Annotated in this window: 15 protein-coding genes; 11 read left to right on the plus strand and 4 right to left on the minus strand. The window is 71.4% G+C overall.

Going from position 1 to position 21256, the window contains the following annotated elements:
* Window positions 1-3 precede the first annotated feature (3 nt).
* From AB0M36_RS06340 to AB0M36_RS06365, 6 genes are read left to right on the plus strand one after another with little or no spacing between them, the layout of a single operon-like run.
* A complete protein-coding gene (locus AB0M36_RS06340) occupies window positions 4-6372 on the plus strand; it encodes an amino acid adenylation domain-containing protein (protein WP_364153286.1) in 6369 nt (2122 codons plus the stop codon).
* The gene (locus tag AB0M36_RS06345; RefSeq protein ID WP_364153288.1) at window positions 6369-8957 is read left to right on the plus strand and encodes an AMP-binding protein; all 2589 of its coding nucleotides are present in this window, start codon (window positions 6369-6371) and stop codon (window positions 8955-8957) included. Before AB0M36_RS06340 ends, AB0M36_RS06345 begins: the two co-directional genes overlap by 4 nt.
* Window positions 8954-9772 carry an alpha/beta hydrolase gene (locus AB0M36_RS06350; RefSeq protein ID WP_364153291.1) on the plus strand — a complete coding sequence of 273 codons (819 nt, stop codon included), beginning with the start codon at window positions 8954-8956 and terminating at the stop codon, window positions 9770-9772. The genes AB0M36_RS06345 and AB0M36_RS06350 overlap by 4 nt, the downstream gene beginning before the upstream one ends.
* 11 nt (window positions 9773-9783) lie before the next feature.
* Window positions 9784-10179, plus strand: coding sequence for a Rid family hydrolase (locus AB0M36_RS06355; RefSeq protein ID WP_364153293.1), 396 nt, complete (start codon window positions 9784-9786; stop codon window positions 10177-10179).
* A 19-nt stretch (window positions 10180-10198) separates the two neighbouring features.
* The gene (locus AB0M36_RS06360; RefSeq protein ID WP_364153296.1) at window positions 10199-11638 is read left to right on the plus strand and encodes a SagB family peptide dehydrogenase; all 1440 of its coding nucleotides are present in this window, start codon (window positions 10199-10201) and stop codon (window positions 11636-11638) included.
* A 17-nt stretch (window positions 11639-11655) separates the two neighbouring features.
* The gene (locus AB0M36_RS06365) at window positions 11656-12705 is read left to right on the plus strand and encodes a zinc-binding dehydrogenase (protein WP_364153299.1); all 1050 of its coding nucleotides are present in this window, start codon (window positions 11656-11658) and stop codon (window positions 12703-12705) included.
* 74 nt (window positions 12706-12779) lie between these two features.
* Here the strand turns inward: AB0M36_RS06365 and AB0M36_RS06370 are convergent, their stop codons facing one another.
* From AB0M36_RS06370 to AB0M36_RS06380, 3 genes are read right to left on the minus strand one after another with little or no spacing between them, the layout of a single operon-like run.
* Entirely contained in the window at window positions 12780-13586 is an 807-nt protein-coding gene (locus AB0M36_RS06370) for a class I SAM-dependent methyltransferase (RefSeq protein WP_364153301.1), read from the minus strand.
* Window positions 13583-14215 (minus strand): DUF2461 domain-containing protein, encoded by a 633-nt coding sequence (locus tag AB0M36_RS06375; protein ID WP_364153303.1) that lies wholly within the window; start codon window positions 14213-14215, stop codon window positions 13583-13585. The genes AB0M36_RS06370 and AB0M36_RS06375 overlap by 4 nt, the downstream gene beginning before the upstream one ends.
* 8 nt (window positions 14216-14223) lie before the next feature.
* Entirely contained in the window at window positions 14224-14406 is a 183-nt protein-coding gene (locus AB0M36_RS06380) for an MbtH family NRPS accessory protein (protein WP_364153305.1), read from the minus strand.
* Window positions 14407-14648: 242 nt separating this feature from the next.
* On the opposite strand from AB0M36_RS06380, the gene AB0M36_RS06385 reads away from it, so the two are divergent.
* Both AB0M36_RS06385 and AB0M36_RS06390 read left to right on the plus strand, forming a co-directional pair.
* Window positions 14649-16235 carry a DHA2 family efflux MFS transporter permease subunit gene (locus AB0M36_RS06385; protein WP_364154274.1) on the plus strand — a complete coding sequence of 529 codons (1587 nt, stop codon included), beginning with the start codon at window positions 14649-14651 and terminating at the stop codon, window positions 16233-16235.
* A gap of 328 nt (window positions 16236-16563) precedes the next feature.
* Window positions 16564-17250 (plus strand): LmbU family transcriptional regulator, encoded by a 687-nt coding sequence (locus tag AB0M36_RS06390; RefSeq protein ID WP_364153308.1) that lies wholly within the window; start codon window positions 16564-16566, stop codon window positions 17248-17250.
* A 6-nt stretch (window positions 17251-17256) separates the two neighbouring features.
* Here AB0M36_RS06390 and AB0M36_RS06395 read toward each other — a convergent pair whose 3' ends face one another.
* On the minus strand, window positions 17257-18765 hold the full coding sequence (locus AB0M36_RS06395; RefSeq protein ID WP_364153310.1) for a cation:proton antiporter: 1509 nt from the start codon (window positions 18763-18765) through the stop codon (window positions 17257-17259).
* Between the two features lie 204 nt (window positions 18766-18969).
* Here AB0M36_RS06395 and AB0M36_RS06400 point away from each other — a divergent pair, with 204 nt between their 5' ends.
* The 3 genes from AB0M36_RS06400 (at window position 18970) to AB0M36_RS06410 (ending at window position 21251) form a co-directional block, all read left to right on the plus strand.
* On the plus strand, window positions 18970-19173 hold the full coding sequence (locus AB0M36_RS06400) for a ferredoxin (RefSeq protein ID WP_364153312.1): 204 nt from the start codon (window positions 18970-18972) through the stop codon (window positions 19171-19173).
* Window positions 19174-19671: 498 nt separating this feature from the next.
* Window positions 19672-20613 carry an NAD(P)-dependent oxidoreductase gene (locus AB0M36_RS06405; RefSeq protein WP_364153315.1) on the plus strand — a complete coding sequence of 314 codons (942 nt, stop codon included), beginning with the start codon at window positions 19672-19674 and terminating at the stop codon, window positions 20611-20613.
* A 26-nt stretch (window positions 20614-20639) separates the two neighbouring features.
* Window positions 20640-21251 carry a DUF1963 domain-containing protein gene (locus AB0M36_RS06410; RefSeq protein WP_364153318.1) on the plus strand — a complete coding sequence of 204 codons (612 nt, stop codon included), beginning with the start codon at window positions 20640-20642 and terminating at the stop codon, window positions 21249-21251.
* Window positions 21252-21256: the final 5 nt, after the last annotated feature.

Raw genomic sequence — 21256 nt, forward strand, 5'->3', positions numbered from 1 at the left:
CCGATGTACACGCTGTCAGCCGAACAAAGGCGTATCGCCGTCCTGCGGGAGACGCAGCCGGGCAACCCGGTCCTCGTGCTCTCCGAGTTGGTGACAGTCGCGGGTCCGATGAATCGGGAGGCCCTCACCGCGGCGCTGTCGGCCTTGACCGCCCGGCACGAGGCGCTGCGCACCGTCTTTCCCGCCAGCGACGGCAAGACTCACGCGACGGTCCAGGACCGCGTCGAACCCTCGATCAGCCACCTGCCCGCCGACGGCCGTGACCTACTCGACTGGGCACGTGACGAGTCCCGCAAGCCGTTCGACCCGCGCAGCGGACCGCCGTGGCGGCTGCTCATCCGCTCGTCCGGCCCGGTCGAGCACGCCCTGCTGCTGTGCGCCGACCGGATCGTCGCCGACCGCGCCTCGCTGCGGCTGATGCTGCACGAACTCGGCGCCTTCTACGCGGCCGAGGTGAGCGGCATGCCGCAGGAGGTGCGGCCCGCCATCGGATACAGCAGTCTGGTCACGGCCGAGCAGGACCGGCTCGCCGACCCCGGCACGCTCGCCGCCCTCGAGGCGCAAGCGCGGGATCTGTCCGCCGTGCCCGCGGGTCTCGACCTGCCCGTCGACCGGCTTCGGGCGCCGACGTTGACGTTCACCGGCGAACAGGTTCGGATCACGCTGCCCAGGCAGACCGCCCGTCAGGCCACCAAGCTGGCACAGCGGACCGACCTCACCCTCGAGGACGTCCTGCTCGCCAACCTGGCGCTGCTGCTGTACCGCTGCTGCGGCACCGAGGACGTCGTGATCGGGTTGCCGCGCCGGCAGTCGAGCGCCGTCGTCGGCCCCGTCAGCGACCTGCGCCCGCTGCACCTGCGCATCTCCGGTGACCTGAGCTTCCGCGACCTGCTGGGCGAGCTGCGCGACTGGGGGCGGTCCGCCGTCGAGCACGACGACGTCCCCTTCGGTGTCCTCGCGGAGCGGCTGGATCCCACCTGGGACCAGAGCCGCCGGCCCATCTGTCCGGTGGCCTTCGAGACCCGCCCGCCGGCCGAGCTGGTCCTGCCGGACGCCCGGACCGTCGCGGTGCCGTTCAGCACCGGCACCAGCACGCACGACCTCAGCCTCATCGTCGAGCCCGGCGCCGAGAAGACGTCCCTGTGCTTCGAGTACGACACCGACCTGTTCGACCCGGCGACGATCCGCGGCCTGGCCGAGAGCTTCCTGGTCCTGCTCGCCGACGCGTGCGCCGACCCGTCGGCCGCGCTGGCCGGACTGCGGCTGCTCGACGCCGCGCGGCTGCGGCAGGTCCTCGCCGTCTCCGCCGGACCCGAGGTGTCGGTCACTCCGAGCGGCGCTGTCCACGAACTGGTCACCGGGCAGGCGGCACGCCGGCCCAACGCCACCGCGCTGGTCGCCGGCGGCGAGCGGGTCAGCTACGCCGAACTGGTCCGACGCGCCAACCAGCTGGCCAACCACCTTCGCGAGCTGGGCGTCACCCGGGGCTCCCGGGTCGGCGTCTGCCTCAACCGGTCGGTGGACATGGTCGTGGCGGCCCTCGGAGTGCTCAAGGCGGGCGGCGCCACCGTTCTGCTGGACCCCGTCCAGCCGACCCGGCGACTGGCCGCGATGCTGGACGACGCGCAACCCGTGGTGCTGCTGACCGCCGCCGACATCCTGCCCAACGTGCCCGGCGACTACGCCGGCACCATCCGCTGCGTCGACCGGGACCGCCAGCTGATCGCCGGCGGCGGCGACACCGAGCCGCCGCGATGGTCGCATCCGGCCGCCGCCTGCCAGATCGCCTACACCTCGGGTTCCAGCGGTGATCCGAAGGGCGTGGTGTTCCGCCACGACGCCATCCGGCGGGTCGCGCACGCCACCCAGCTCACGTACTCGCTGACCGCCGCCGACCAGGGCAGCTGGATCTCCGCGCCCGGGTTCGGCATCTCCTTCGCCAACGAGCTGTGGCCCTTCCTGACCATCGGCGCCACCGTCCACATCGCCGAGCAGCACGTCGTGGACTCCCCGTTTCGGCTGCGGGACTGGCTCGTCGACAGCGGCGTGACCGTCACCGTGCTGGCCAAGGCGCTCGCTGAGCGGGTCTGCGCCACCGACTGGCCGGACGAGACAGCCCTGCGCGTGCTCATGGTCTCCGGGGAACGGTCCGGCTGGCTGCCGTCCACCGTGCCGTTCGAGGTGGTCGTCATCTACGGCTCGACGGAGACCACCAACGCCACGACGTGCCTCGACGAGTCGTCCGGCTGGCGGGTCACGCCGCGCAGCGTGCCACCACGCCAGCGACGCGGCTCCACCGCCCCGGTCGGGCGTCCGGTTCCGCACGCCCGTGTCTACATCCTCGACGAGCGCCTGCAGATCGTTCCGGACAACGTGATCGGCCAGCTGCACGTCGGCGGCGACCTCGTGCAGGACAGTTACCTGCACCGCCCCGGCAACACGGCCACGAAGTGGCTGCCCGACCCGCACGCCGGCCGCCCCGGCGCCCGGATGGTGGCCACCGGCGACCAGGCGCGGCGACGGCCCGACGGCACCATCGAGATCCTCGGACGCACCGACGAACAGATCAGCCTCAACGGCTACCGGATCGAGCTCGGCGAGATCACCTCCCGGCTGTCCGCCCACCCGGCGGTCAAGCAGGCGACGGTGCAGGTCATCGAGCCCGAGCCCGGCAAGAAACAGCTGGTCGCGTACGTCGTGCCGGAGCCCAACCGCCGGCCGACCTCGGCCGACCTGCGCGAGACGCTGCGCGAGGAACTGCCCGCGTACATGGTGCCCAGCGTCGTCATGTCGCTCGAGGCGCTGCCGATGCTGCCCAATGGCAAGGTGAACCGGCGCGCGCTGCCGGTGCCCGGCGCCGGCCGGGAGGTGGAGGCCCGCTACCTCGCTCCGCGCGATGACATCGAGGAACAGCTGGTCCGGTTGTGGTCGGACGTCCTGCGCCACGAGCGGGTCGGCGTGCGTGACGACTACTTCGAGCTCGGCGGCGACTCGTTGACCGGCATGGAGCTCATGGCGGCCGTCTCGTCCGCCTTCGGCGTCACCCTGCCGCTGCGGAGCCTGTTCGAGACCTCCACGGTGGAGCAGATGGCCGTCCTGGTCGCGAGGGCGGTCGACGACCCGCGCGGCGGCGAGGACGACCGCGCGCTCACGACCATCACGGTGGACGAGGAGAACAGGTACGAGCCGTTCCCGCTCACCGACATCCAGCACGCCTACTGGGTCGGCCGGATCGGCGGCCTCGAACTCGGCGACGTCGGCTGCCACGGATACCAGGAATGGGATGTGGAAGGGCTGGACGTCGCCCGGCTGACCACCGCGATCGACCGGCTGGTGCGCCGACACGACATGCTGCGCGCCGTCATCGGCCGCGACGGCCGTCAGCGCGTGCTGCCGGAGGTGCGGCCGTACGAGGTCCCGGTCGTCGACCTTCGGCGCGCCGAGCCCGAGCAGCGGCGGCTTCGGCTGGCGGAGCAGCGCGAACAGCTGTCCCACGAGGTCATGCAACCCGACGTCTGGCCGTTGTTCCAGGTGCGCGTCACCCGGATCAGCGACGCGGTCAGCCGGGTGCATGTCAGCTTCGACCTGCTGATCTTCGATGCCCGCAGCGCCCGCGTCTTCACTCAGGAACTCGCCGGCTTCTACCGCGACCCGGACCTGCGCCTGCCGCCGCTGGAGTTGTCCTTCCGCGACTATGTTCTGGCGGAACGCGCCGAGCAGCAGGCCTCGCCCGCCCACGCCGCCGCCGTCGACTATTGGCACGACCGGATCGACGAGCTGCCTCCCGCCCCGGAGCTGCCCTATCTGCGGGGCCTCACCACGGTCGCCGATCCCCGGTTCGTCCGGCACGCCGGCTCGCTGGAGCCGGACAAGTGGCGGCGGCTGCGCCAGACGGCCGCCCGCTACGGGATCACCCCGTCCGCGCTGCTGCTGGCGGTCTACGCCGAGGTGCTGGCCACCTGGTCGACCGGGCGGCGCTTCACCATCAACCTGACGCTGTTCAACCGGCCTCCGCTGCACGCCCAGCTCAACGACATCCTCGGTGACTTCACCTCGGGTCTGCTGCTTGCCGTCGACGGTGCGAGCGACACGTTCGCCGACCGGGCCCGCGCGGTGCAGGAGCAGCTGTGGCGGGACCTGGAGCACCGCTCGGTCAGCAGCGTGCAGGTGATGCGTGAGCTGAACCGGCGCCACGGTGCCGAGGCGCCGCGGGCGGCCATGCCTGTCGTCTTCTCCAGCCTGGTCGGCGTGCCACGGATGGAGTGGGGCAACCTCGGCGAGTACGAGTACGGCGTCACCCAGACGCCCCAGGTCGCCCTCGACCACCAGGTGATGGAGGTCGACGGACGACTCGACTACGCCTGGGACGCGGTCACCGAGTTGTTCCCGGAGAACCTGGTCGGCGAGATGGCCGACGCCGGCGGTCGGCTGCTGCACCGGCTCGCCACCGACGACGGCGCCTGGCAGCAGCGGCGGCCGGTCGCCCTGCCGCGGGCCCAGGAGGAGGCACGACGGCGGGCGAACAGCGTCAGCGCTCCCGAGCCGGCCGGGCTGCTGCACGAGCCGGTTCTGCACCAGTTCGCCGCGGACCCGGACGCCGCCGCGGTGATCACGGGTGAGGGCGCCGACGCGGTGGTCGTCACTCGGGGAGTGCTCGACCGCACCTCCGCCGCGGTGGCGCGGCTGCTGGCCGACGAAGGCCTGGCCGAGTCGAACCGGCTCACCGCCGTGCTCATGCGCAAAGGCTGGGAGCAGGTGGCCGCGGTGCTCGCGGTGATGCGTGCCGGCGGCGCCTATCTGCCGATCGACCCGGACCTGCCGGCCGAGCGGATCCGGTACCTGACCGCCAACGCGCAGGTGCGAGCCGTGCTGGTGCAGCCGGGCGCCGACACCTCGGCACTCCCGGACGATGTACGGGTCATCGCCGTCCACGAGGACCTGCCCGCGCCGGCGAGCCCCCTGCCGCCGTGCCCGGCGAAGCCCGACGACCTCGCCTACGTCATCTACACCTCCGGGTCGACCGGGGAGCCCAAGGGCGTCATGATCGAGCATCGCGCCGCCCTCAACACGGTGGTGGACATCAACGAGCGGCTCGCCGTCCAACCCTCCGACCGGGTCCTGGCGGTCAGCGCGCTCGGCTTCGACCTGTCCGTGTGGGACATCTTCGGCGCGCTCGGCGCCGGTGCCGCCCTCGTGATGCCGCCCGCGGCGGACAATCCCGAGCCGGGGCAGTGGCTACGGCTGCTCGCCGCGCACCGGGTCAGCGTGTGGAACTCGGCACCGGCCCTGCTGCAGATCCTCGTCGAGTACGCGCGAGGCCGCGGCGAGCGACTGCCGGACAGCTTGCGGTGGGTGCTGCTCAGCGGCGACTGGATCCCGCTGAGCATGCACGATCAGCTGGGCGAGCTCGCCCCCGGGGCGAAGCCGGTGAGCCTGGGCGGCGCCACCGAGGCGTCCATCTGGTCGATCTGGCACGACGTCGGCCCCGCCACACCCGACTGGGTGAGCGTTCCGTACGGCCGCCCGCTCACCAACCAGCGCTGGCACGTCCTCGACGACGACCTGGAGCCGCGGCCCGACTGGGTCACCGGTGCGCTGTTCATCGCCGGCACCGGACTGGCCCGCGGCTACTGGCGAGACCCTCGCAAGACCGGTGAGCGATTCATCGTGCATCCGCGCACCGGTGAGCGCCTGTACCGCACCGGCGACCTCGGCCGCTACCGCCCGGGAGCGGTGCTGGAGATCCTCGGCCGCGAGGACTTCCAGGTGAAGATCCTCGGGCAACGCGTCGAACTGGGTGAGATCGACACGGCGCTGGAGAGCCATCCCGGCGTCGCGGCGGCCTGCGTCGTCGCGGTCGGTGAGAAACGGTCCTCGCTGCGGCTCGTGGCTCATGTCGTCCCGGCCACGGATCCGTCGCCGACCGCCGCCGAACTGCGCGAATACCTCGCCGGCAAGCTGCACGCCAACATCATCCCGGCCCGCTACCAGTCGCTGTCCGCGCTGCCGCTGACCTCGAACGGCAAGGTGGACCGGGCGGCGCTCACCGCCCTCGGGGACGGTCCGGCCGCGGTCGACGACCCCGGCGCGGGGCAGCAGGAACCACGGACCGAGACCGAGGCGCTGCTGCGCGGGCTGGCCGCGGACGTCCTCGGCGGGGTGCCGGTCGGCCCCGACGACAACTTCTTCAGCCTCGGCGGCGATTCGCTGCGGGCGATCGTCCTGATCAACGCCGCGGCCGAGGCCGGGGTGGACGTGCCGGTCGAGCTGTTCTTCCAACACCCGCGGATGCGGGCGCTGGCCGGCCACCTGGCCGAGTCCGCCACCGATACCGACCCTGACGTTGTCGACCTGAGAGGTGCATCATCGTGACCGGCCCGATCGACGCTTCGTCCGCCGCCGGGCGCCCCGGCGGCGGACCGGGCGAGGAACTCGTGCACGAACTGATCGCGGCGCGGGCGGCCCGTCACCCGCAGCGGCCGGCGGTGGTGTCGCCGGAGGGCACACTGACCTACGGCGAACTGGACCGACGTGCCACGCTCCTCGCCGCCGACCTGCGGGCGCGGGTGGACGCGGGGCCGGAGAGGCTGATCGGCACCTGCCTGCGGCGCGGGCCCCACGCGGTGGTCGCGCTGCTGGGAATCCTCAAGTCGGGCGCCGCCCCGGTGCTCACCGACCCCGCGTCGCCGGTGGACCGGATCACCGGCCTGCTGCGACAGTCCGGGGTCGTCGCGGTGGTCACCGCCTCCGGTCAGCGTGGCGCGCCGGCCGACCAGCGCGCCGCGCTGGAGGCGCTCGGCGTGTCGGTCGTCGAGGTCGACCAGGAGTGGTCCGGCGACGCGGCCCAGCCGTTTCCCCGTGCCGCGCTGGAGGCGACCGCGCACGTCGTGCAGACCTCCGGCTCCAGCGACGGGCCGAAGGGCGTCGTCGCCCGGCACGTGTCGGTGCTGCAGTGCGTCGCCTGGGCGCGGGAGGCTTTGAGCCTGTCCGAGCGGGACCGCACCACCTGGATGTCCGGCCCCGGCTACGGGGTGTCGCTGGTGAACGAGCTGTGGCCGGCGCTGTCGGTCGGTGCCACCGTTCACCTGCCCAGCGACGAGACCCTGCTGTTCGCCGACCGGCTGCGGGACTGGGTGATCGCCAACCGGATCACGGTGCTGCAGTTGACCCGTACGCTCGCGGAGCCTCTCTGGCGCGCGCCATGGCCCACCGAGACGGACCTGCGGTTGCTCATGGTGACCGGAGAGCGGCTTGACGACTGGCCGCCGGACGACCTGCCGTTCCAGGTGGCGTGCACCTACGGATCGACCGAGACGACACACATCACCTCCTGGGTCGACGAGGCCGTCGGGCAGCCACTCGACCGGCGGCCGGGGGTTCCGCACGTCGGGCGCCCGGTGCGCGACACCGTGGTGCGTCTGCTCGATCCGCGGGGCCTGCCGGTGCCGGCCGGTGAGGTGGGGGAGGTGCACGTCGCCGGCCCTGGAGTCGCCCGCGGCTATCTCGACGCGCCCGCCCTCACCGCTGCCCGCTGGCGGCCGGACCCCTATTCCGGGCTTCCCGGCGCCCGCATGTACCGCACCGGGGACCTCGGGCGGCTGAGTCCGGACGGCGACCTGGAACTGGCCGGGCGCGCCGACCGGCAGGTCAAGGTGCGCGGGCAGCGCGTCAATCTCGACGAGGTCGAGGCGGCGGTGCGGGCGTTGCCCGACATCCGGGAAACGGCGGTCGTCGCCCGGGGGGACGCCGCCTCACCGAGCCTCGTCGCCTACCTCGTCGGTGTCGAACCCGCTCAGGTCGCGCCGGTCCGGGCGGCGCTGACGCAACGGCTGCCCGCGGCGGCCGTGCCAGGAAAGTTCGTGCTGCTCGACGGGCTGCCGCGCGGGGCCACCGGCAAGGTGGACCGGCTTGCGCTGCCCGCGCCCACCCCGGACCGCGATTCCCCGGGTACGGCGGCGCGCACGTCCGACGACGTCGAGGCGGATCTGACGGCGCTGTGGCAGCGCCTGCTCGAGCAACCCCGGCCGGGCCCCGACGACAACTTCTTCGAGCTGGGCGGGCACAGCATGATCGCCGTCCATGCCGTCACCCACATCGAGGAACGCTGGGGCGTGCAGCTCGATCTGCCCACGTTCTACCGTGGTCCGACGATCACCGAGGTCGCGGCGGCCATCCGCGTCGCCCGCTCGACCGTGGGCTGGCTGGTGCGGCCGGCGGACGAACCGGCGCCGGCGGCCCCGTCCGTCCGGCTGCTGTGCTTCCCGTACGCCGGCGGCACCGCCGCCACCTACGCGGGCTGGCGCGACCTGCTGCCCGACGGCGTCGACGTGCTCGCCGTCCAGCCGCCGGGCCGGGCGGAACGACTGTCCGAGCCGGCGCTGCGTGACCTCGACGCGCTGGTGCTGGCGGTCGGGCACGCCGTCATCTCCGACGAGCTGACCGAGGTGCCGACCGTGTTCTTCGGGCACAGCCTCGGCGCGACCGTCGCCTTCGAGGTGGCCCGCTGGTTGCAACGCACCGGCCATCCACCGGTGGCGCGGCTGATCGTCTCCGGCGCCAGCGCACCGCAGGTTCCCGTCACCGCCAGGGTCCACCGCCTCGCCGAGGACGAGATGTGGGCGCACGTCGAGGCCCTCGGCGGCACGCCGGCGCAGTTGTCCGCCGATCCCCAGCTGCGGGCGGTGCTCGGTCCGACGTTGCGCGCCGACTTCGCCGCGCACGAGACCTACCGGTATCGCGACGACTCGCCGCTGGAATGCCCCATCACCGCTCTGGCCGGCGAGCAGGACGCCGAGGCGCCCGTGGCGGACGTGGACCGGTGGGCGGAGCAGACGGTCGGGCCCTTCGACCGTCACGTCCTGCCCGGTGGCCACTTCTTCGTACGGACGGCCCGCGACGCACTGCTCGATCGGGTACGGCGGACGCTCGACCCGATGCTGACGGCGGTGTCGTCATGACGCCGCGTACGGTCGTGGAGTCGCCCGACGGCGTACCGCTCGCGCTGTTCTCCGGGGGCAGTGGCCCGTCAGTGCTGCTCGTGCACGGCACCGGCGAGGACCACCAGCGGTGGCGGGTGACGACGACCGCCCTGGCCGACGAGTTCACCGTTCACGCGCTCGACCGTCGCGGGCGCGGCGCGAGCGGCGACGCGCCGGCGTACGGATGGCGGGCGGAAGCCGCCGACCTCGTCGCGGTGATGCGGCACCTCGGCGACCGGACCGTCCTGATCGCTCACTCGTACGGCGCCATCTGCGCGCTGGAAGCGGCAGCCCAGCTGCCGTCGCTGGGTGGACTGGTGCTGTACGAGCCGCCGATCCCGGTGACAACCGCGCCTGCCGCCAGCGAGGTGGCGGCCCGGATCGGTGCCGCGGTCGCCGCCGGAGACCCGGAAGAGGGCCTCTGCCTGTTCCTCACCGACGTCATCGGGCTTCCGCCGGCCCAGGTCAACCTGCTACGCCGGGTGCCGGGCTTTCGGGAACGGGCCGAGGTCGCGCGCACCATCCCGCGCGAGATCGAACAGACCGCGAACTACGTGCTGGACGCCGGGCACCTCGCCGCTATCCAGGCCCCCACGCTGGTGATCTCGGGGGAGTGCAGCCCCGAGGACCTGCGGCGGGCCGCCCAGCGGGTGGCCTCCGCCGTGCCCGGCGCCCACCTGCGGTCGCTGCCCGGCCAGGCGCACCTGGGCATGGACACCGCGCCACAACTGTTCGCCGACGTCGTGCGCACCTTCCTGCACGGCGTCGTGAGCCAGTCATCGCCGAATCGCTGAAGGAGAGAGACGTGCGACGCACCGCTATCAACCCCTGGCCGTGGACGCAGAAGTTCGGGTTCAACTCGGCCGAGGTGGTCGACGAGCCCACCCGGCTGCTGATGTGCGCCGGCCAGACCTCACTGGACGCCGAGGGGGAGGTGCTCCATCCCGGAGACATGGCCGCCCAGATCGGCGTGTGCATGGACAACGTCGAGGCCCTGCTGCGTGACGCGGACATGACGTGGGAGAACGTCGTGCGGCTCAACATGTACACCGTCGACGTGCCGCTGTTCCTGGAGAACTTCGGCGCCATGGGTGAGCGGCTCGCGGCCGCGAACGTCGCACCCCCGGGCTCGCTGCTGGGTGTGGCCGCACTGGCCTTCCCGGAGCTGATGGTCGAACTCGAAGTCACCGCGGCGGCCTGACCTGAGGAGGGAGAACATCGTGCGGGTACGGCTGCGGCTACGGCCTGACTGTTTCCCGGTGCGGACGGCCGACGGCGCGACCTGGTTGGTGGCGATGTCCGCACGCGACGAGCTGACGCCGACCGTGGCCGGCCGGCTGACCGCGGGCCAGGACTCCGTGACCCAACGGCGGGACGCGTACGCCCGAGGCGAAGCCGACGACGATCTCGTGCTCGGGACCGCCGACGGCGACCGGTTGGGGCCGCCGGTGGCGCATCAACTCGGCGAGCTGACACCGGAGAACCGGCGCGCCCTTCTCGCGCTCTGCGAGAAGCCGGGGCTGGCGGTCGACGACGGCGAAGGAGCCGACGCGCTCGTGGCCGACCTGCTCGCGGGCGGCTGGCTGGAGACCCGGGTCGCCGACGCGCGGCCGGCGTACCTGATGCGTCCCGTGGCCCCGCCGCCGGCGCGTCCGGCCCCGGTGCCCGAGGATCCGGTGCTCTCCCGTTTCGCCGTGGTCCGCCGGTGCGGCCAGGCGCTGGTCGTGGAGTCGCCGCTGGCCTGGTGCGAGATCCACCTGTCGGACCCGGCCCTGTTGTCGGTCGTCTCCGGTGCCGGCGCACCACCCGGCGACGAGGTGGCGCATCGGCTGCTGAGTGATCTCGCGGCGGCGGGCCTCGTCGTGCAACGGGCGGCGCAAGAGCCCGCCGACCGGTGGGCACCGCACGAGCTGTGGTTCCACGCCCGGACTCGGAGCAACCCCATGCGTTGCGAGCCGTTCGGCCCGGCTCAGGCGCTCTCGGAGCCGTTGCCGGCCCGGCATGTTCCCTTCGCCGGGCCGGCCGAGCCACTGCACCGGCCGTCGGCGAGTCCGCTCGGCACGGTGCTGGAGCGGCGCCGATCGCTGCGCCGCCACGACGACGACACGCCCGTCACCACCGAGCAGCTCGGCGAGTTCCTCTTCCGCTGCGCCCGCAACCGCTGGCTGGTGGAGAAGGACGGGGTCGAGCACATCAGCCGGCCCTACCCGTCCGCGTCATCCGGATACGAGCTGGAGATCTATCCGGTGGTGCGGCTGGTGGGCGGCCTGGAACCGGGGCTCTACCACTACGACGCCCAGGAGCATCAGCTGCGCCGCGGCGTCGCCGGTATCGACGCGCCGACCCGCCGGCTGCTGCGGTTGGCCGCCACGATGGCCGGCATGCCGCGCCAGCCGCAGGTGCTGCTGGTCATGACGGCCCGGTTCGCTCGGCTGATGAGAAATTACGACGCGATCTCGTACGCGCTGATCGCCAAGCACGTCGGTGTCGTGCAGCAGGTCATGTACCTCGTGGCGACGGAGCTGGGCCTGGCGCCCTGCGCTCTGGGCACCGGCGACTCCGCGGCGTTCAGCGCCGCCACCGGCCTCGACGCGCTGCGCGAGGCGTCGGTCGGCGAGTTCATCCTCGGCAGCCGGCCCTCCGCCGTCGGCTCGCCATGACGAGAAAGGGAAGCCAGATGGCAGTGCCTTTGACTCTCAGCCAGGGACGGTGCGCGGTGTGGGAGGAGCCTCTGGGCCCGTCGGGCGTACGGATGCGCCGCCGCCCGGTCGTCGACCCTCCTGCCGGGCACGTCCGGGTCCGGCTCCAGGCCGCCGCGCTGAACCATCTCGACCTGTGGGTGGCCAGCGGCACCCAACGGGTCACCCCGCCGCGGGTCATCGCGGCCGACGGGGCGGGAGTCGTCGAGGCGAGCGGCTCGCCGGAATGGGCTCCCGGTGACCAGGTGGTGGTCTATCCGGTCGCCGCGTGCTGGCGGTGCGCCCCGTGCCGGCGCGGCGAGCAGGCGCACTGCACCGAGTTCGCCGTCCTGGGCGAGCACGCTGACGGCACCGCCTGTGAACGCATCCAGGTGCAGGCGCACAGCCTGCACCGCCGGCCGGCCGGCCTGAGCTGGGCGGAGACGGCGGCGCTGCCGCTGGCGTACCTGACCGCGTGGCGGATGCTGGTGACCCGGGCGCGGCTCAGCGCGGGGGAGACGCTGCTGGTGATCGGCGGCAGCGGCGCGGTGGGCACGGCGGCGATCCTGATCGGCCGTTATCTCGGGGCCCGGGTGCTGACCACCAGCCGCTCGGACGCGAAGGCGGAACAGCTGCGCGCGCTGGGCGCCGAGCACGTCTTCTCCTCGGCGAGCGGCTTCGCCCGGTCGGTCCTCGACGTCACCGACGGTGCCGCCGCCGATGTGGTTCTCGATCACGTCGGCGGCGCCACCTTCGACGAGGCGTTGCGGGCGGCCGCGATCGGTGGCCGCATCGTCACCTGCGGGGCGACCGCCGGAGCCGCCGCCCAGTTGAACCTGCCCCGGGTGTTCGTCCGCCACCTGACCATTCTCGGGTCGACCACCGGTCACAGCGCGGAGTTCGCCGACCTCATCAAGGCGGCCGGCAACGGCCTGCGGCCGCGGGTGGACAAGGAGTTCCCCCTTTCGGAGGCGCCGCTCGCGTTGGCCCATCTGGAAGGCTCCGACCGGGTGGGCAAGGTGGTGCTCGACTGCGCCGACGAAGCATGACGCGTCCCTGAGGCAAGCGCACGACGAGAGCCGTTGATCCGGCCAGCGCGGATCAACGGCTCTCGTCGTACCCGTCAGCGGCTCTTGGTGAGCACCGCCTCGAGGTACCGCACCGGCGCGACCAGCCGGCCGTCCGTCGCCCGGTTGTATTCGTCCCACATCGCGACCAGGTCCCGCTCCAACCGGACGGCGAGCCGTTGCGGAAGGGCCGACAGGGTCATCCGGGTCGGTCCGAAGTGCTCCCGGAAATGCGTCATCCAGTGCTCCGGCGAGTGATACCGGAAGATGAAGTCCCGGTCACTCCACCGGATGTGCTCGACACCTTCGCCGAACAGCGACCGTAGCTGCTCGACATCGCCCCAGGCGGTCGGCGTCGGCACGCCGGGCGTGGGCGGAAGGTAGCGGGCGGCGATGTCGAACAGCCGTCCCAGCGCTCCTCGCGGGCTCCAGCACGCCAGGCCGATCCGTCCGCCCGGTTTGCAGACCCGCAGCAGCTCCGCGGCGGTGCGCCGCTGGTCCGGCGCGAACATGGCGCCGAACGCGGACAGGACGACGTCGAAGTGCTCGTCCGGGAAGGGCAGCCGCTCGACGTCGCCCTCGACGAGTTCGGCCACGCCGCCCTCGGTGTCCAGCCTGCGGCGCGCCTCGGCGAGCATCGTGGGGGAGAAGTCCAGGCCGACCACGTCGGCGAAGCGGCGTACCGCGGCCAGGGTGGCGTTGCCGCTGCCGCACGCCGCGTCCAGGACCCGTTCGCCCGGCAGCACGTCGACCGCTTCGAGCAGCAGCTCGGCGGCGATCACCGTCGAACCGGCGACCACGTTGTAGTCGCCCGCCGACCAGGCGGCCTTCTGATATTCCTTCAGGGAGTTGCTGGCGGTCATCGGTCTCCGATCCGGATCTGGGTACGTAGCCACCGGGCGAGGCCGGCCGCCTCGTCGAAGGTCCGCGCGATCAGGTCGAGCGCGGCGGGGGTGCCGAGCCAGTGCCGCGGTGGCCATCGGCGGGTGGCCGTGATGGCCCTGTACCGCAGGAGGTCGGCGCGCGGGTGGTCGGCGGTGAACCCGCGTGGCGTGGTTTTCAGGCTCGAGCCGTCGATGTCGAAGCCGCCCTCGGCGAGGCCCGCCAGAACGTCCTGAAGCGACTTCCCGGCCGGGCCGGCGACCGCCGCGCGGAACTGCCGCACCCACTCGTCGTCCGGACGCGTACGCCCGAACGAGGTCACCAACTCGGTGGCGCTGACGGAAAGGTAGTAGTGCACGGCGGTCGCGTCGAACTGCACGCCCAGCGCGGTTCGGTACGGCGGCTGCCCCGCCGCGAAGCGGGCGTCACGGCGCAGTCGGAAGATGTGGGGTTCTCCGTAGCGGGGAGCCAGCTCGGCCGCGAGCGCCTCGGTGGGTGCCATGACCGCCCGGGTGAACATGTCCCGGTGCCGCTCGAACCAGGTCTTGTCGTTGTGCAGTCGCAGGCCCTCGAAGAACTCGGCCAGTTCGGCGTGCCACCCCGGGAACATCGCGATGGTTACCCCTCGGTCATGGCCAGGCGCAGGCTTCGGGGCCGCATGTCGGTCCACACCTCGTCGATGTGCGCCAGGCACTCCTGTTCCGTGCCGGAGAACCCGGTCGCCTCCCAGCCGTCGGGCAACGGCTGGTCACCAGGCCAGATGGAGTACTGATCCTCGTGGTTACGGACGACTTTGATCATTGTGGAGTCCATCTCGCTCCCCCTCGATGCAACGGTTGGAATCTCGCGTCAGATTCTTTAACAATCAGTGACGGTCCGGCATCCTGCATGATCATTTAATGGCGCCGGACGGATGAACGGCATGGCGCCGATTTGAGCGCGTTCCTAATGACGCTGTAAGTTGTCCCTGTTCAGTCCGATTAATGCTCGTCCGGTGGCAAGAAGGGTAAGGCATGGCGACGGAAGGCACGACTCGGAACAGGATGCTGGCAAATCCCTGGATAGCACTCACCGTGGTGGCGCTAGGCTACTTCATGAATGTGCTCGATAGTACCGCGGTCAATGTCGCGGTGCCGAATATCGCCGCCAGTCTCGACGCCTCCGCGGGCGAGATCCTATGGGTGCTCAACGGCTACATCTTTCCCTTCGCAATGCTGTTGTTGCTGGGTGGCCGCCTCGGCGACCTGCTGGGACATCGCAACGTCTTCTTCGCGGGTCTTCTCGTCTTCACCGTGACCTCGCTGATGTGCGCGCTCGCCGACTCACCCGAGGCGCTGATCGTCGCCCGGGTCCTGCAGGGCATCGGCGCGGCCCTCGCCGCACCGCAGGCACTGGCGATCACCGCGGCCGTCTTCCCGCCCGAACGCAGGGCGATGGCGTTCGGAGTGCTCGCGTCGGTCATCGGTTCCGCCGCCGCGGCCGCTCCCATCCTCGGTGGCGTGCTGATCGACCTCTTCGGCTGGCGGTCGATCTTCTACCTCAACCTGCCCATCGGCGTCCTCGGCCTGCTGGCCACCTTCGCCGTGCTGCCCGCCACCCGGGATCGTCAGGCCCGAGGGGTCTCCCTGGGCGCCACCCTGCTGGTGTCGGCGGGCCTGTTCGCGGCGCTCTACGCCCTCATCGAGGGCCAGCGTTACGACTGGGGCGCCGTCTGGGGGCCGATCGGCATCCCGCAGCTGCTCGTGCTCGGCGTCGTGCTGCTCGGCGTCTTCTTCTTCGTGGAGCGCTCCAGGCAGGGCGGCCTGCTACCCCGGGCGACCTTCACCAGCCGCAACTACGCGCTGATGCTGTGGGCCTCCATCGCCACCTACTTCGGCATCTTCGGCACACAGCTCGTCATGACGATCTACCTGCAGGCCGCGCTGGGCGTCGGACCGCTGCAGGCCGGTCTCGTCCTGTGTCCGATGTGGGTGGCTGCCTCCCTGGTCGCACCCGTGGCGGGCCGGCTCGCCGGCCGGCTCTCCGGACGGTCCCTGCTGGCCACCGGTTTCACGGTCTTCGCGTTCGGCGCCGCGCTGACCGGGCTGCTGGCCTGGCTCGAGACTCCGTGGTGGAGCTTCATGCTGCCGCTGATCGTCGCCGGCGCCGGTGCCGGACTCACCTTCGCCCCGGTCAGCATGGTGGCCATGCAGGAGATCACCCCCGACGCCTTCGGCCGTGCGTCCGGACTGATCGAGGTGGTGCGCCAGGTAGGAGCGGCGGTGTGCATCGCCGTGGTCGGCGCCGTGATGCAGGCGGTCTGGCTCGCCTCGCTGCGCGACGGGGCCGCGTCCGCCAGCCAGGACCTGAGCCCGGCGGGCGCGGCCGCCGTATCCGAAGGCGTGGAGCGGCTGGCTGACCAGGGCCTCAACGCCGGATCGGCGGCGGTCGTGGACACCGGATCCCCGGCCGCAGACAGTGTTCTCTCGCAGGTGTCGGTGGACAGCCTGGTGGCCGCGGCCGGTCCCGCCCTGCTCATCACCGCGTTCATGATCCTGACCGCGGTCGCGGCGTCGTTGCTGGTCCGCGGAACCGAGCCGCGTCCCGCGGAGGCGGCGGTCCCGAGTACCGCCGCGTCGACCGCGGATTGATACGCCGGTGTGACAAGTGTGGCCTGTCCCGCTGGCGGGACAGGCCACAATTCGTTACCCAGAGCGACTGGCGGGAGCGCGGCCCGTCGATCTACTGTGGATGGTTGGCCACTCGGCCATGACCAGTTCATGATCATCAATGCCGGAAGCGCCCGGTCATTGCGCGGGAATGGAATCGTAAACGGTCCTCAGAGTGGGCGACGCCGACGTTCCTTGTAAAGATCAAATTGCACGACGCATAGATGTGTGTAGCCTTCATGGGTGTTAAGGTCAACAAGAACTATTGCGCCGCAGCACAGATCTCAGTTACTACGGGGGAGGCTGAACTTTGCGCCGCGTATCAGCGAGTTCGCAAGCCATATCCACAGACGACACTGGCTCGACGGCGTCCCAGCTCGGACGGCGGGTCGCCGCAGTCGATCATCGAGGGTCCCGGCAGCTCAGCCAGATCCTCACCACCCGGGTAGGGCTCGAGATCCCGGAGAACCTGCCCTTCGAGTTGTGGGAGCGGGCCGGCCCGAAGCTGATCCGCATCGCCGACACCTCCGCGTGGTGCCTCGGTGACTGGCTGGTGCACGGTCAAGACCATTACCGGGACCGTTATCAGCACGCCATCGAGACCGCCGGCCTCGACTATCAGACACTTCGCAACTACGCGTGGGTCGCCCGCAAATTCCACATTTCGCGCCGGCATGAGGAACTGAGCTTCCAGCACCACGCCGACGTCGCGTCCCTGGATCCCGAGGAGCAGGGCAAGTGGCTCCGACTCGCGGCGCAAGAGAAGTGGTCCAGGAACGAACTCCGCCGCAGGCTCAAGGGAATCGGCGGCGGAAAACGCAAGTCCAGCAAAGGCGCCCTCGTCTCCCGCCTGGGAGTCGCCGAGGAATACGTGCGGCGCTGGCGGGAAGCCGCGGAGCGGGAGAGCGTTCCGCTGGAGGACTGGCTCATCTCGACCCTCAACGACGCGGCCGCCCAGGCGCTCTCGGAATCAGGCGCCGACTACCCCGCCCGGTAGCGCCGGTCATCGCGCGCGAGCCGGCCGGTCGGCGAACTGGTCGTCCATGGACCGCTCGTGCGCGGGCTGCTCGTGCGCGGCCCGCACTCGCGCGGCCCGCACTCGCGCGGGCCGCACTCGCGCGGGCCGCTCGCGACGAAGCAGATCGAGCAGGGGCGAGGTCGCGGCCGTCGTCAGCAACGCCATCAGCACCAGGATGGTGAACAGATCGTCGCCGATCACGCCCAGGCCTAGGCCGATGTTCAGTACCACCAGCTCGGTCAACCCGCGGCAGTTCATCAACGCGCCGAGCGACAACGCGTCACGCCAGGTTTCCCCGGCGAGCCGAGCCGCGGCAGCGCCCCCACCCCACTTGGACAGCACCGCCACCGCGAGCACCGCGGCGAGCCACAGCCACTGCAGGGGATCGGCCACCAGCAGAAAGATGTCGGTCTTGAGGCCCGTCGTCACAAAGAACAGCGGCAACAGCAGCGGAACCGTCACCGCCCTCAGCCGGGCCGCCTGACGATCGATCGCCGGCGTGCCGCGCGGGGTCACGGTGCCGAACAGGAACGCCCCGAACAGGGCATGCACGCCGATCTGCTCGGTGGCCAGCGCGGACAGGCACAGCCCGCTGAACAGCACGACGAGCACCACGCTGTCGGTGTGCCGGCGTTCGGCGCGGGCGGCCCAACGGGCGAACAGCGGCCGCGTCGCATAGCGCATGAGCAGAGCGAAGCCGATCGTGAGCACGGCGGTGGCCACCGCCTCGACCGGCGATCCGCTGCTGGCGACCGCCACCACCACGACCAACAGGCACCACGCCATGACGTCGTCGACGGCGGCGCAGGTCATCGCCAGGGCCCCCACCGGCGTTTTGTACATGCCTCGATCGGTGAGGATCCGGGCCAGCACCGGAAACGCGGTGATGCTCATCGACACCGCTATGAAAAGAACGAAGGGGAGGACGTCCACGTTCTCGGGCGCGAAGAACCCGTACATGCCGACCCCGAGCAGCGAGCCCATCAGCAGCGCCAAGGCGATGCTGGACAGGCTCAGCGCCACTGCCGTCCTGCCGTGGCGGCGTACCACGCCCAGATCGAGCTCGAGCCCGACGAAGAACATGAAGGCCAGCAGGCCCAGATTGCCCAGGGCCGTGAGGTAGGGCAGCACCGCGTCGGGCAGCAGCCAGTCCTGGCCCTGAGGCCACAGCCAGCCCAGCAGGGAGGGGCCGAGAAGGATGCCGGCCGCGATCTCACCCACCACGGGAGGCTGGCCCAGCCGGCGCATGAGCTGCGCCCCGACCTTGCAGGTGAGAATCACCAACGGTACGGCCAACAGCAGATGGGGGAGCGGATCGAATGCCGTGTTGGTTGCCATCGATGCTCCTGTCGGTAAAAGAGGATGGGTCGACAGACGGCCCGACCGGCCGAAATGGTGGCGGAACCCATCCCACAGAACGGACGAATGGGGGAGCGAATGCTTCTGCCCCGTCGATCCCCGCTTTGTGCGGTTACCCCGCAGAAGCGCGACCAATACGAAAGTGTCGCACCTCAATGGATATAGCACAGCGCAACGCGATCCGGCTACAGAGTCCACGTTGGTGCATCGGCGCGTAGAATCGGATTCGATCGGCGTGCCGCGGGTATGTCCCGAGGTCTGACCGGGCCGGTGTTTCCGCCCGACCCGCCGTCTCGCGAGAGGCCAATCCCAATTATCGTCCGTTCACGGAGGAATCCGATGTCGCTGCGAGTGGAGATCCAGGAGCAACGGTGCGTCGCCGCGGGCCAGTGCGTGATGGTCGCCCCCGACGTGTTCGACCAGCGCGACGACGACGGTGTCGCGGTCGTGCTCCACGCCGAGCCGGACCAGCAACACCATGACGCTGTCCACGAGGCGGCGTCCATGTGCCCCTCGACAGCGATTCTCCTGGTGGAAGGCTGAACCCAGCCACCTAGGCTGGCGCTGTGTTCGACTCGCCCGACCACATTCAGTTACCGAATGTTTCGACCTGCATCTGGTGCTCTACGTGGCCGGGGACGTGGACATGCGGACGCGCTCCGACGGGAAACCGGTGCGGGCCGGGCAAGCGTCCGCGACTCCGTCGGCGCGGTCCGCGCGTTCCGCACCGGGCGGATCGTGACCGGAGAACGGCTGACCGGACTGGTCGAGGAGAAGCAACTGGCCTACGAGGACGCCTTGCAACCCGACCATCCGCAACTACCGGGCGGTCGTCGACCTCGCACCCTCGCCCGAGGGCGGCCCCACGATCCACTGGCACGGCACCTGCGACGCCCGCTGGGGCCTGGGCTGGCTGATGAAACGCGTCATGCCACGGGTCATGCGACAGATGGCCGACGGTCTCGCCTCCCACGCGGCGACAGGCGAGTAATGGCGCCACCAACCCGGCTCCGCGCCGGTCCAGATATGGTGTTAGCTGCTATGAAGCTCCTGTTGCCCGACAGCATCGACCTGGATCTGAGCCTGCCCGACGACGTACGCGAGGTCCGCTACGCGATCTCGGAGCCGATCCCGCACGCCCACCTCGACGCCGAGGCCCTGGTGGTCTGGGGCAACGAGTTACCGCAGGTGCGGGACGCCGCGCGGCGGCTGACCCGGCTGCGTTGGGTGCAGACGCTCGCGGCCGGCCCGGACGTGGTGCTGCGGGCGGGCTTCGCGCCGCAGGTCGTCGTGACCGGCGGGCGCGGCCTGCACGACCAGACGGTCGCCGAGCACACCCTGGCCCTCACCCTCGCCGCCGCACGGCGCGTCAACCTGCTGGTACGGGCCCAGATCGGGCATCGCTGGGCCGGGGAGTGGGGCGGCCTGCAGCCGGTCCGCGAGCCGGACAGCTTCCGTACCCTGCGCGACGCCCGGGTCGTGATCTGGGGCTTCGGCGGCATCGCGGCCACCCTGGCGCCGCTGCTCGCCGCGCTGGGCGCCCAGGTCACCGGGGTGGCACGCACCGCGGGGCGGCGACACGGGTTCGACGTCGTCGCGGCCACCGACCTGCCCGCGCTGCTGCCGCGCACCGACGTCCTGATCATGATCTTGCCAGCCACACCGGAGACCGCGCGGGTGCTCGACGCGGCCCTCCTCGCGGCGCTGCCCGCCCACGCCTGGCTGGTGAACGTCGGGCGCGGGAGCACCGTGGACGCCGACGCGGTCCTCGCGGCCATCCGGGCCGGCCGCCTCGGCGGGGCGGCGCTGGACGTTTTCGACGCCGAACCGCTGCCGCCCGACTCGGAGCTGTGGGACGAACCGAACGTCATCATCTCGCCGCACGCGGCGGGCGGGCGACCGGTCGGCGCCGCGCGGCGCGTGGCCGACAACCTGGCCGCCCTCCGAGCGGGACGCCCAATGAGCGACGTGGTGACACCCTGACGGGCACAGCAACTTATCCTGCTCGCGTGGTGAAGCTGATGACCTACGCCGGGCCGGTGGCCGACGACGCTCCCGGGACCCGCACGGGCGGGGTCCCCCACACGTCGCGCGAGTTTGAGTGGCCTCGCTGCCGGCAGTGCGCGGGACCCATGCAGTTCCTGGCGCAAGTCAGCCTCGCGGACATCGAACCAGGCGGCGTCGGCCTGCTCTCCCTCTTCATGTGCCAGAACGATCCCGGCCTGTGCGGCGAGTGGGATCCCACCGCGGGAGGCAATCGGGCGTTCCTCTTCGAATCCGACACCGCCCACACTCCTGTCCCACCCGATGACGGCGAGACCCTGCTGGGCGGGGCGTCAGCGGTCGCGTGTGCGGAGCTCGACGGCGAGGACTATCCCGAGGCCGGGGAGCGCTGGCACCAGCGCAGCGACCGGGAGGTGCTGGGTCAGCTCGGCGGCCGACCAGCATGGGTGCAGGACGACGAGACGCCCACCTGCGGCACGTGCGGTCGACCGATGGCGTTCGTCGTCCAGCTCGAGGAAGGCCACGATCGTCGGACCGCCGCGAACTTCGGGGGCGGTTGCGGGTACGCCTTCTGCTGCCGGCCGTGCACCACCGCCGCGTTCCTCTTTCAGTGCTGAGCGGG

This window comes from Actinoplanes sp. NPDC051346, from assembly GCF_040682215.1.
Taxonomy (GTDB): Bacteria; Actinomycetota; Actinomycetes; order Mycobacteriales; family Micromonosporaceae; genus Actinoplanes.